Genomic DNA, 11,008 nt, shown 5'->3' with positions numbered 1-11,008 from the left:
CCCCCCCCCCCCCCGCGGTCGGCGCGGGCGGCCCCGCGCCGGGCGCGGGGGCCCGGGGGGGGCGGCGGGCCCCCGCCCCCCCCCCCCCCCCCCCCCCCCCCCCACCTCCCTCCCCCCGACGCGATCCTTAACTGGGCGGGACGTGCTCACCCCCCTCCCTAGCCCTCCCCCCCAAGGGGGGAGGGGACAAAACCACAGCCGGTCTCGGCGTGGTAGGTAGGTGGCGGTCGGCATCACTTCGCCTTCAGGTGCTTGTTCAGGAACGCCGTCACGTCCGTCATTGTCTCGACCGCCACCTTCCCGGTCCAGCCGTGGCCCTCGCCGGGGAGCGTCTTCAGCTCGCTCGACACGCCCGCGGCCAGCAGCTTCTTGTGGAACCGCTCCGAGTGGATGATCGGGACCAGGATGTCGGCCGTGCCGTGCAGGATCAAAAACGGCGGCGCGTCCTTCGTGACGTGCGCGAGTGGCGACGCCTTCGTGTACAGTTCCGGCTTCGCCGCGTACCGGCCGCCGAGGAACGGCGCGAGATACGCCTTCTCGATCCCTTCGGATTCCGTGTACAGCGTCAGGTCGGTCGGGCCGAAGAAATCGACGACGCACCTCACCTGGCTCGACACGCCGCGGAGCAGCGGCCCGTCGAACCCGGCGGCGGTCGTCGTCGTGCCGAGGAGCGCGGCGAGGTGGCCGCCGGCGGAGTAGCCCAGCGCCGCGATCCGGTCCGGGTCGATGCCGTACTTGTCGGCGTTCGCCCGGAGGAACCGCACGGCCGTCTTCGCGTCTTCGATCTGCGCCGGGAACTTATTCTTCGGCGCGAGCCGGTAGCCGACCGACACGGCGACGTACCCCTCACCGGCCAGCCACTCGATGAGGCTCTTCCGGCCCGTGCCGAACTCCACGTCCAGATACCGCGAAGTCTTCGAGAGGTGGTCCTTACTTCCGAACTTCCACGCCCCGCCGTGCAGGCACACGACGCACGGGTGCGGCCCCGGCGTCGCCGGCGTCGCGATGTCGAGCAGCAGCTTCTCGGCGTCGTAGTTGGCGTAAACGATGTTACGGTCGATGGCCACCGGGTCGGCGGCGACGGCGGACCCGGCGAAGAGCAAGGCGGCGAGCGAAGCGAACAGTCGAGGCATGGTCGGGAATCCTGGAGGGACGCCCAATTATGCCGAGGGGGTCAAGGTTTTGCCAGACGGGGTGAACAAGAATGGGCCGCAGATGACGCCGATAAGAGCGCAGATGAAAACCGGATAAATCCAAATCGTTTCCTGGTTTTCATCCTCTTCATCTGCGTCCGAAGGTCCGCGTCATCTGCGGGCCATTCCGGACGTGAGCCATTCGCCGACGACGCGGTTGAATTCGTCCGGCGTCTCCAGGTTCGGCAGATGCCCGGCCGTCGGGATCGTCACGAGCGTGCTGCCGCGGATGCCGTCGGCCAGCCCCTTCGCCGCGGCCGGCGGGGTGACCGCGTCCTCCTCGCCGACCACCACCAGCGTCGGAACCGGGATGTCCTTCAGCCACGGCCGCGCGTCGGCGCGGTCCCGCATCGCCTTCTGGGCCGCGACGATGCCCGCCACCGGCTGCGCCGCCCCGATGCGGCGGACCTCTTCCACGACCAACGGCCGCGAGTCCTGCGTCGTCTTGCCGAGCAGCTTCGGGATCATGTCTTCCATCAGCGCCGCGGCCGTCAGCGTCGGGGCGGAATCGATCACCTTGTTCCGGGTCGCCTTCGCCTTGTCGTCGTCCGGCTCCGCCTTCGTGTCGCTGAGCAAGAGGCCGCGGAGCCGCTTCCCGTGGGTGCGGGCGAACGCCAAGGCCACGTACCCGCCCATCGAGCAGCCGCCGAGGACGACCGGTTCCGTCAGCTTCAACTCGTCGAGCAGCCGGGCGACCGCGTCGGCCATCGCGTCGATGGTCATGTCCGGGGCGGGGTCGGTTTTGCCGAAGCCGGGGAAGTCCGGCAGGATGAGCCGATGCCCGGCGAGGCCGAGCTGCGGCTGCCACATCTCGCCGGAGAACGGGAAGGCGTGCAGCAGCACGAGCGGAAGGCCGGACCCGGAGGCGGTGTGGAAGAGTGTCATGGTGGCGTCCTCGGCAGCAACGGCCGTGCCGCGGGGCGGTGAGAAGATTCTATCCGCGGGCGTATTTTTTACGCCGGATCGGGAAAACTCTCGCGGATCGGTAATGCGGGCCGGAACTCCGTGACATAAAATGGTTCCAACGATTAGGACCCCCTGCGGTTACGTAGGTCGTGTCCAGGACCGCCCAGAGTCGATTGGAGACGGCGAATGACCGCCACCGTTCAGGCGATGTGCCCCGGCTGCCGCAACATCCTTCGCATCCCGATCGACTGGGCCGAGAAGGCGATGAAGTGCAAGAAGTGCGGCCTGGCCGTCCAAGGCCGCAAGAAGCCGGAGAGCGGCCCGCCGGAACCCAGTCCGCCACCGCCGCCACCGCCACTGCCGGTGGCCCGCCCGCCGGTGCAGGCGACGCCGCTCCAGCCGCCGCCGCAGGCGATGCCCGTCCCGCAACCGCAACCGGTCCCGCAGGCGTACCCGCCGCAAGCCTACCCGCAACAGCCCTACGCCGCCCCGCAACCGTACCCCTACCCGTACCCGCCGCAACAGGGCTACCCGCAGCCGTACCCGTACCCGCCGCAAGCCTATCCGGTCCCGGCCGGCTACCAGCCGCAGCCGTACCCGATCCCTGTCCCGGTTCCCGCGCCGACGCCGGCGGACGTGGCGTTCCAGGCCGACTTCGAGCCGTCCGCCCCGACCGGCTACCGCCGGCGGCGGGGGAACCGCTGGCTCGGCCCGGTCGTCGTGTTCGTCCTGTGCGGCGGCCTCGTCGCCGGCGGCATCTACGCGATGAACTGGATCGAGAAGGACCGGGCGACGAAGGAACTCAACGCGAAGAACATCAACGACGGCAACCCGCCGCCCCCGGAGACCGGGAAGCCGCAGGCGAAGCTCGCCGCCGACCCGTTCCCGCGGCGGATGCTGTTCGTCCACGCCTCGAAGTACATCTACTTCAACGCCCTCACCCCCGGCGGCGCGGCCGGCGACGACGTACCCACGAAGACGGCCCGGAAGCTCGCGTTCGAGTGGCGGATTCCCGCCGACAAGGAGAACAACCAGCTGTTCGTCCTCAGCGACACCGGCGGGGACAAGGACTTCAAGCCGCCGATCAAGTCGGTGCTGGAGAAGGCCGTCGCCGACTTCTGCGCGACCAGCCGCCCGCAGGACCGCGTCGCCTTCTACTTCGGCGGCCACGCGACCGAGATCGACGGCAAGGCGTACCTCGTTCCCGTCGAGGGGGAACCCGGCGTGGCCGAGACGCTCATCCCGCTGGAGAGTGTGTTCGCGAAGTTCAAGGAGTGCAAGGCCCAGCAAAAGGTGCTGCTGCTGGACGTGTGCCGGCTCAACACCGTGTACGGCGCGGCGAAGCCCGGCAGCGAACCGATGAGCGAGAAGCTCGACCAACTGTTGCACGCGGCCCCGGACGGCGTGCAGGTGGTGACGAGCTGCTCGGCCGGCGAGAACGCCTTCGAGATTCAGGAAACCGGCAGCGAGTTCCTGACCGCGTTCCGCGTCCAGGCGGACCGCGTGAAGGCGATGAAGCAGCCGGCCCCGACGCCGGCCGACCCGCTGCCGGTCGCCCCGTGGATGGACGCGGTGAAGGCGTACCTCAGCGGCAAGCGGGACAACCGCACCGCCCAGACGGTCAAGCTCGCCGGCGAGGAGCCGAAGGCGGCCGTCGAGTACAACAAGGACGAGCCGCCGGCCGCCCGGTTCGCGTGGGCCGACGTGCCGAAGGGCGCGTCCGTCGACGAGATCGCGAAGATGCTGCAAGTGGCCACGCTCCCCGGCATCCGCAAGGACCAGGAAATCCCGGCGACGCTCGGCCAGGTCTACCCGTTCGACCCGGCGCGGATGAAGGAGTACGCCGAGGACGGCGTCGCCGACGATCAGATTTTGAAGGACGAGGCGAAGTACCCGGTCCGCCACGCGGCGCTGACGGCCCTGCAAACGATCCGCGAGAAGTGGACGTTCGGCGACAACGGCCTGAAGGAAGAGTTCCTCGGCGACGTGGACGACAAGGCGAAGAAGAACGCCCTCGACGACCAGAACGGCCCGGCCCTGATCGAGCTGGAACTGAAGGAACGGATGCTGGCGCTGGAGAAGGCGGCGGCGGAGCTGCCGAACGAGAAGTCGAAGCGGTGGCAGGCCCTCTACCAGTACGCGAAGGCGCAGATCGACCTGCGGTGGGCGTTCATCGAGGAGTACCGCGGGGCGCTCGGGAAGATTCGCACGGACAGCCTGCCGAAGCCGGAGAAGGGCAAGGCGGCCGGCTACCGGTTGGCGTCGGCGATGAAGATGACGAGCAAGAAGGACGTGCTGGAGAAGGCGGAGGAGGCCCGCGACGCGCTGGCGAAGATGGCCGAGGACCACAAGGGGACGCCCTGGGAAGTGCTGGCGAAGATGCACAAGAACATCGCCCTGGGCCTGAAGTGGGAGGTCATCCCCGAAGCGCAGGCGGAGGAGGGGACGGGCACGGAGATGAAGTCGGAGCCGGGGTCGCCGGAGCCGGCGGCGCGGATGGTGACGTTCCAGAAGGTGCAGGCGGTCTTCCAGTCGCACTGCGTCACGTGCCACGGGACGCCGCAGATTCGGGCGAACATCGACCTGCGGACGCTGGAGTCGATCGGCAAGAAGAAGGGGTTGGTGGAACCCGGCAAGCCGGACGCGAGCGACCTGTGGGGGGCGATCCTGTCGGACAGCATGCCGCCGCCGGACAAGCCGCGGCTGACGGCGGCGGAGAAGCAAACGATCAAGGACTGGATCGCGTCCGGGGCGAAGTGACGGGGGCTTCAAGTTGAAGAAGGACGGGACTTCCCGGAAAGCCCAGGGTCGGCCGACCCTGGGCTTTCCGGCGTGATGACGCCCCGGCGAAAATCCCACACCCACGCGCCCTCGTGAACGTGCCGCAGGATGTAGGCGTACACGTTCAACTGGTGCGCCCGGTCCTTGACCGGGTTCGGCTTCCCCCGCACGGCCCACAGCTTCCCGGTCCAGCCGTGCTCCTTCGCGATGAAGTTCGAGTGCTTCTTCGCCCGCCCCACCCATTCCCGCGGGACCGGGCCGCCCGGCATCTTCGCCAGCAAGTGGCAGTGCTGACCGCTCATGCTCAAGCACAAGAGCATGAGGTCGAAGGTTTGTAGCTTCTCGACGAGTGCCGCCCCGACGACGGCCCGCCAGTACGGCGCGAGCGTGACCGGCGGCTGCTTCAGCAGCTTCTTGCTCCGTTCGAGTTGGGACTGGTACAGGCCGCGGGGCGGCAGGTGCTTGTAGTCGCCCTCGACGTGCTCCCGGTGGTGGCGGGTGCGGAACCCGCGGGGGTCGCCGTACAGCCACGCGCCGTAGGTGTGCGTCGTGCAGTGAAACCACTTCTCCATGTGCGCCCCTCGAAAGCCCAGGCACGGCCGACCCTGGGCTTTCCGCATAATCCCCACCCCACTCCCAGAAGTCAAACACCAAACCTATAACTCCCCCACCAACTTCCTACCGGGAACCCGCCGATGAAAGTCCACGAATACCAGGCGAAAGAACTGCTGGCCGCGTACGGCGCGCCCGTGCCCAAGCACGTCGTCTGCAAGACGCCGGACGAGGTCGCGGCCGCGTTCGACCAGCTGAGCAACGGCGGCGGGGCGGTCGTGAAGGCGCAGGTCCACGCCGGCGGCCGCGGGGCCGGGCAGCTCATGGGGTACGCCGACAAGCTCGGCGGCGTCAAGTTCGTGCCGACGAAGGAGAAGGCGAAGGCCGTCGCCGACGCGATGCTCAAGCACTCGCTCAAGACGAAGCAGACCGGCCCCGAGGGGCAGAAGATCAGCACGCTGATTCTTCAAGCCGACGCGGAACCGGCGAAGGAGTTCTACGTCGGCATGGTCCTCGACCGCGCCATCGGCTTGCCGGTCCTCATGGCGTCCGCCGAGGGCGGCATGGACATCGAGGAAGTCGCGCACACGTCGCCGGAGAAGATTCTGAAGGTCCCCGTGTCGCCGGAGACGGGCCTGCTGCCGTTCCAGGCGCAGAAGCTGGCGTTCGACCTCGGGTTCACCAACGAGCAGATCGGCTCCGTCGTCAAGATCATGATGGCGCTGTCGAAGGTCTACTTCGAGAAGGACGCGAGCATCGTCGAGGTGAACCCGCTGGCCGTCACCAAGAAAGGGGAGGTGGTGGTTCTCGACGCGAAGATCGACTTCGACGACAACGCGACGTTCCGGCACAAGGACGTGCAAGCCCTCCGCGACCTCGGCGAGGAGAACCCGACCGAGATTCGCGCCGCGAAGGCGAGCCTGAACTACATCCAGCTCGACGGCAACATCGGCTGCCTCGTGAACGGGGCCGGCCTGGCGATGGCGACGATGGACATCGTCAACCACCACGGCGGCAGCCCGGCGAACTTCCTCGACGTGGGCGGCGGCGTCACGGCCGAGAACGCGGTCGAGGCTTTCCGCATCATCCTGTCCGACAGCAAGGTGAAGGCGATCTTCGTGAACGTGTTCGGCGGCATCGCGAGCTGCGCCCGCATCGCCGAGGCGCTGGTGAAGGCCGGCCGCGAGGTCGGGTTCAAGATCCCCGTCGTCGTGCGGCTGGAGGGGAACGAGGTCGAGAAAGCCCGCGAGATCCTCAACGGCGTGAAGGCGGAACTCCCGGCGATCCGCGTCGCCGCCGGGCTGACGGAGGCCGCGAAGCTCGTGGTGGAACTGGCGAAGTAACGACACGGAGGGCGAAGGAATGGCGGTCGCAACCACGGGTCTGTTAACGGCGGAGGAGTTCGCCGAGTGGCTCCAACAACCGGAGAATGCGGGCCGGCGGTGCGAACTCGTTCACGGAAGGATCATCGACATGCCTTCGCCCACCCGGTTCCACGGGACGGTCTGTGCCTTGACCACGCGAATCCTGGGCAACTACATCTTCGCCCGCGGCGCGGGGTCGATCGCGTCGAACGATTCGGCGTTGATCGTCCGCCGAAACCCGGACACGGTCCGCGGCCCGGACCTAATGTTGTTCCTCCCGATCATTGCCCTCGACGACATTCCCCGCCGCCCGTCGGAAGAAGTCCCGGCGTTGGTCGTTGAAGTCCTGTCCCCGTCGGACACCCAGACGCGGACGCTGTTGCGGGTCCAGCAGTACCATGCCCGAGGCGTGCCGCTCGTCTGGGTCATCGACCCCGAAGAGCGGACGGTCCACGTCTACTACCCGAACGAGTTCCCGAAAGTCCTCGACGAGACGGAAGCCCTCACCGGCAACGGTGTGCTCCCCGATTTCGCCTGCAAGGTCGCCGAGTTGTTCGCTCTCCCCGGCCCGGCGGCCGCGTGAACGTCCCGCCTTCGGAAAGGAACCGCTGATGTCCGCGCGATTCGCCTGCCTGTTGGGAGTGCTGCTCGCGGCCGGCTGCACGAAGCCGTCGCCGAACCCGCCGCTCGCGGAGAAGGACAAGCCGACCACGCCCGGCGCGGCGTCGCCGCAGGCCGCCGCGGCCGACCCGAACGCCGCGGTCGCGGCCGGGCTGTTCGTCAAGGACTTCCTCACCGCCGTCCACGCCGGGACCGCCACGGCCGCGCAACTGACGCCGCAGTTCAAGAAGGTCGTCGCCGAGCCGGTGTTCGACGCCGACAAGCAGCTCGGCTACTCCGATTCGGTCGCGGACAACTGGCTGAAGCAGTACCGGGGCAAGCTGCCGTCGTTCACGACCTCGTCCCCCGGCACGGACGGCGACGCGGCCTTCTTCACCGGGACCGTCCCGGCCGAGAAGCCGGTGCAACTGGCCGTGCGGCTCGTGAAATCCGGCGGCGGCTGGATCGTCGATTGGCTCTCGGTGGCGGAGGTCGGACCCGTGACGCTGCCCGCCGACGCCGCCCCGACGTTCGCCGCGGCCGCGTTCCTGGCGGCGCTGCTCGCCGGCAACGACACGCAGGCCGCCGGGCTGATGGCGCTCGAAACGAAGAAACAACTCGCCCCGCCGTTCGGCGGCGAGACCCGGCCGTACAGCCCCGGCATCCTGAAGACGAAACTCGACGGCTACCGCGGCCCCTTCACCGGGTTCACGATCGCGAAGGCGGACGGCAACATCGTGACCGGCGAGCTGACCGGCGCGGCCGGCAAGAAGGCGTTCGCGCTGACGCTGGTTCCCGGCGAGCGGCCGTTCGACCGGCTGGTGGCCGACGTGAAGATCGACTAACCCCGAGGAGCCGGCGATGGAACACGCGCTGCAACAACTGCTCGCCGTCCGGCCGTTCGCGCCGTTCAAGATTCGGATGTCGAACGGCGACAGCCATATCATCCGCGAGCCGGATCTGGCGATGCTCGACGCGGGCGGCACGGTGGTCGTATTCCGCCGGCAGCCCGACACGCAGCACGGCCGGGAGCGGGCCGCCGTGCTGGCCCTCCATCACGTCGTCGCGCTCCTGGACGACGACACGATGGACATCCCGTACTGAGCACTCAGACTTCCGAAGTCCGGCTTCGACTTCGGAAGTCGATGTGGTGCAGAGGCGGTCCTCTACCCCTGTCGGCTCTGGTTCCGTTCGACTTCCGAAGTCGAAGCCGGACTTCGGAAGTCGGGCCGCACTCGCCGGGCGTCGCGGCCGACCGTATCAATCGAGTACCGAACCACCCTCACGTTGCAGGACCACCCATGAGCATCCTGGTCGATAAGAACACCCGCGTCATCACCCAGGGGATCACCGGGGCCGAGGGGACCAAGCACACCAACCTCAGCCTCGAGTACGGCAGCACCTTCGTCGGCGGCGTCACCCCGAAGAAGGGCGGCCAGACGTGGAAGGCCACCAGCGGCAAGGAGCTGCCCGTCTTCAACACCGTCGCCGAGGCCGTGGCGAAGACCGGGGCGGACGCGAGCATGTTGTTCGTGCCGCCGGGCCTCGCCGCCGACGCGATCATGGAAGCGGCCGACGCCGGCATCCGGCTCATCGTCGCCATCACGGAAGGCATCCCGGTCCTCGACATGGCGAAGGCCAAGCGGTTCCTCCAGACGAAACCCGGCTGCCGCCTCATCGGCCCGAACTGTCCCGGCGTCATCACCCCCGGCCAGTGCAAGATCGGCATCATGCCCGGCTACATCCACAAGCCGACGGAACCCGGCAAGACCGGCATCGGCATCATCAGCCGGTCCGGGACGCTGACGTACGAGGCCGTCTTCCAACTCACGAGCATGGGGTACTCGCAGTCCACGTGCGTCGGCATCGGCGGCGACCCGATCATCGGCACGAACCAGATCGACCTGTTGGAGATGTTCGAGAAGGACCCCGGCACGGAAGCGATCCTGATGATCGGCGAGATCGGCGGCACGGCCGAGGAGCGGGCGGCCGAGTACGTGGCGAAGCACGTCACGAAGCCGGTGGCGGCGTTCATCGCCGGGCAGACGGCCCCGCCCGGCCGGCGGATGGGCCACGCCGGCGCGATCATCAGCGGCGGCAGCGGGTCGGCCCCGGAGAAGATCGCGGCCCTGAAGGCGGCCGGCATCGCCGTCGCGGCGACGCCCGCCGACCTCGGCGACGCGGTGAAGCGGGCCATCGCGGCGAAGAAGAAGTAGCCGCGACCGGAGTGCCCATGCCGCCGCCCGTGATCCGGTACGTTATCTTGAACGGCGTGCGTCGCGCCAAAGTTTTCCACGAGTACGGAATCCCGTTTATCCGTGCAATGATCGACGGCCAACCGGGCGTCGTGGACGTGCGAGTCGATGAACTCGGCTCACCCCATAAACCGGTGTTGGACGTGACCAGCCCGACCGGCCGCATCCGCTACAATAGCATTGTCCAGGCCGTGAGGGCCGGCCGGGCCGGATCACTCCCGCCTATCGAGGTGTGCGTCGGAACTCACCCGCCCCACATCGCGGACGTGCGAAAAGTCTGACCAGGGGGCTGTCGTGAGTACGCATCGCTCGAACCCGTTACCGGCCCCGCCTCAACCCTCCGCAACCGCGGACGGCGATAGCGCACGCGAGCAATGGGACATCCTCCAAAGCGTTCTGGGTCGCGTTCGGTTTTTGATCGGGGAACGGCTTCCACACCAAGAACTTTACGACATCTTGGATCGGATCGAATTCTTGCCCTCCCTCGTCGGATCGACCGATCCGACCGACCGCGAATTGTTCCGCGACACGATTATCGGTCTCGGCAAGTGGCCGATCTTTTCCCCCGCCGCGGAACGAGCCTCGGCCTTAACCTGAAAGGCTTCGCCTCACTTGCGACCCTCGCACGGCAACGGGTATCATGCCCGTTGCCGCGTTCGTTTCAGGAACCCTCGACGATGTCCACCACCCTCGCCGCCCCGCCGCAGACCCCGCCGCCGAAGGCGGCCCCGGTCCCCGGCCCGCCGCCCACCCCGGCCTACCCCGCGCCGCTGTTCTTGGCGAGCGGGCCGCAGTTGCACCGGCTCACGGTCAAGCAGTACGAACAGATGTCCGCCGTCGGCATCTTCGCGAACGGCGAACGGGTCGAACTCCTTAACGGCGTCCTGGTGAGCAAGATGAGCATCAACCCGCCCCACGCGACGGCCCTGGGACTGTTGCGTCACATCTTGCCGCCGTTACTGCCGGCCGACTGGTGGTGGCGGGTCCAAGAACCGATTGGGTTGGACATAAGCATGCCGGAACCGGACATGGCCCTGGTCCGCGGCGGGCCGCGGACCTTCACCACCCGCCACCCGCATCCGGCGGAGATCGGCCTCTTGATCGAAGTGTCCCACAGTTCGCTCGCGCTGGACCGCGGTGAGAAGCTGCAAGCCTACGCCGCGAACGGCATCGTCGAGTATTGGATCGTCAACCTCGTGGACAACCGCATCGAAGTGTACACCCAACCCTCCGGCCCGACGGCCGCGCCGAGCTACGGCAGCCTCACCACCTACGCCCCCGGCCAGGCCGTCCCGCTCGCCCTCGACGGCGCGGCCGTCGCGAGCGTCCCCGTCGCCGACGTTCTTCCGTAACACTC

General features: G+C 68.1%; 11 protein-coding genes. 8 read left to right on the top strand and 3 right to left on the bottom strand.

Translation table 11 applies throughout. The annotated features are described in order from the left end of the window. Positions 1–233 precede the first annotated feature (233 nt). On the bottom strand, positions 234–1,133 hold the full coding sequence (locus AC5JJ2_RS27005; protein WP_495861166.1) for an alpha/beta fold hydrolase: 900 nt from the start codon (positions 1,131–1,133) through the stop codon (positions 234–236). A gap of 171 nt (positions 1,134–1,304) precedes the next feature. Further along, complete coding sequence (locus AC5JJ2_RS27000) at positions 1,305–2,078, bottom strand: alpha/beta fold hydrolase (RefSeq protein ID WP_495861165.1); 774 nt, start codon at positions 2,076–2,078, stop codon at positions 1,305–1,307. A 207-nt stretch (positions 2,079–2,285) separates the two neighbouring features. On the opposite strand from AC5JJ2_RS27000, the gene AC5JJ2_RS26995 reads away from it, so the two are divergent. After that, positions 2,286–4,859: a c-type cytochrome domain-containing protein gene (locus AC5JJ2_RS26995; RefSeq protein ID WP_495861164.1), complete on the top strand. Its 2,574-nt coding sequence runs from the start codon at positions 2,286–2,288 to the stop codon at positions 4,857–4,859. Positions 4,860–4,867: 8 nt separating this feature from the next. On the opposite strand, the gene AC5JJ2_RS26990 is transcribed toward AC5JJ2_RS26995, so the two are convergent. Next, the gene (locus AC5JJ2_RS26990; RefSeq protein ID WP_495861163.1) at positions 4,868–5,452 is read right to left on the bottom strand and encodes a transposase; all 585 of its coding nucleotides are present in this window, start codon (positions 5,450–5,452) and stop codon (positions 4,868–4,870) included. 123 nt (positions 5,453–5,575) lie between these two features. On the opposite strand from AC5JJ2_RS26990, the gene sucC reads away from it, so the two are divergent. From sucC to AC5JJ2_RS26955, 7 genes are all read left to right on the top strand, one after another. Beyond that, positions 5,576–6,775, top strand: a complete 1,200-nt coding sequence (gene sucC, locus AC5JJ2_RS26985; protein WP_495861162.1) for an ADP-forming succinate--CoA ligase subunit beta — start codon at positions 5,576–5,578, stop codon at positions 6,773–6,775. A 19-nt stretch (positions 6,776–6,794) separates the two neighbouring features. Continuing rightward, complete coding sequence (locus tag AC5JJ2_RS26980; RefSeq protein WP_495861161.1) at positions 6,795–7,379, top strand: Uma2 family endonuclease; 585 nt, start codon at positions 6,795–6,797, stop codon at positions 7,377–7,379. A gap of 28 nt (positions 7,380–7,407) precedes the next feature. Continuing rightward, positions 7,408–8,241: a hypothetical protein gene (locus tag AC5JJ2_RS26975; protein WP_495861160.1), complete on the top strand. Its 834-nt coding sequence runs from the start codon at positions 7,408–7,410 to the stop codon at positions 8,239–8,241. Between the two features lie 16 nt (positions 8,242–8,257). Then, positions 8,258–8,500, top strand: coding sequence for a hypothetical protein (locus AC5JJ2_RS26970; RefSeq protein WP_495861159.1), 243 nt, complete (start codon positions 8,258–8,260; stop codon positions 8,498–8,500). Between the two features lie 197 nt (positions 8,501–8,697). Further along, complete coding sequence (gene sucD, locus AC5JJ2_RS26965) at positions 8,698–9,612, top strand: succinate--CoA ligase subunit alpha (RefSeq protein WP_495861158.1); 915 nt, start codon at positions 8,698–8,700, stop codon at positions 9,610–9,612. A 17-nt stretch (positions 9,613–9,629) separates the two neighbouring features. Further along, on the top strand, positions 9,630–9,932 hold the full coding sequence (locus tag AC5JJ2_RS26960; protein ID WP_495861157.1) for a hypothetical protein: 303 nt from the start codon (positions 9,630–9,632) through the stop codon (positions 9,930–9,932). Positions 9,933–10,328: 396 nt separating this feature from the next. Continuing rightward, positions 10,329–11,003 carry a Uma2 family endonuclease gene (locus AC5JJ2_RS26955; RefSeq protein ID WP_495861156.1) on the top strand — a complete coding sequence of 225 codons (675 nt, stop codon included), beginning with the start codon at positions 10,329–10,331 and terminating at the stop codon, positions 11,001–11,003. Positions 11,004–11,008: the final 5 nt, after the last annotated feature.

The organism is Limnoglobus sp., assembly GCF_059499385.1.
This window is presented reverse-complemented; position numbering and strand designations above follow the sequence as displayed.

What these genes read in the sequence shown, in the direction of transcription:
- AC5JJ2_RS26970 (WP_495861159.1), top strand. Translation starts at nt 8,258, where the DNA reads ATGGAACACGCGCTGCAACAACTGCTCGCCGTCCGGCCGTTCGCGCCG.
- AC5JJ2_RS27000 (WP_495861165.1), bottom strand. Translation starts at nt 2,078, where the DNA reads ATGACACTCTTCCACACCGCCTCCGGGTCCGGCCTTCCGCTCGTGCTG.
- AC5JJ2_RS27005 (WP_495861166.1), bottom strand. Translation starts at nt 1,133, where the DNA reads ATGCCTCGACTGTTCGCTTCGCTCGCCGCCTTGCTCTTCGCCGGGTCC.
- AC5JJ2_RS26975 (WP_495861160.1), top strand. Translation starts at nt 7,408, where the DNA reads ATGTCCGCGCGATTCGCCTGCCTGTTGGGAGTGCTGCTCGCGGCCGGC.
- AC5JJ2_RS26960 (WP_495861157.1), top strand. Translation starts at nt 9,630, where the DNA reads ATGCCGCCGCCCGTGATCCGGTACGTTATCTTGAACGGCGTGCGTCGC.
- sucC (WP_495861162.1), top strand. Translation starts at nt 5,576, where the DNA reads ATGAAAGTCCACGAATACCAGGCGAAAGAACTGCTGGCCGCGTACGGC.
- AC5JJ2_RS26990 (WP_495861163.1), bottom strand. Translation starts at nt 5,452, where the DNA reads ATGGAGAAGTGGTTTCACTGCACGACGCACACCTACGGCGCGTGGCTG.
- AC5JJ2_RS26980 (WP_495861161.1), top strand. Translation starts at nt 6,795, where the DNA reads ATGGCGGTCGCAACCACGGGTCTGTTAACGGCGGAGGAGTTCGCCGAG.
- sucD (WP_495861158.1), top strand. Translation starts at nt 8,698, where the DNA reads ATGAGCATCCTGGTCGATAAGAACACCCGCGTCATCACCCAGGGGATC.
- AC5JJ2_RS26995 (WP_495861164.1), top strand. Translation starts at nt 2,286, where the DNA reads ATGACCGCCACCGTTCAGGCGATGTGCCCCGGCTGCCGCAACATCCTT.
- AC5JJ2_RS26955 (WP_495861156.1), top strand. Translation starts at nt 10,329, where the DNA reads ATGTCCACCACCCTCGCCGCCCCGCCGCAGACCCCGCCGCCGAAGGCG.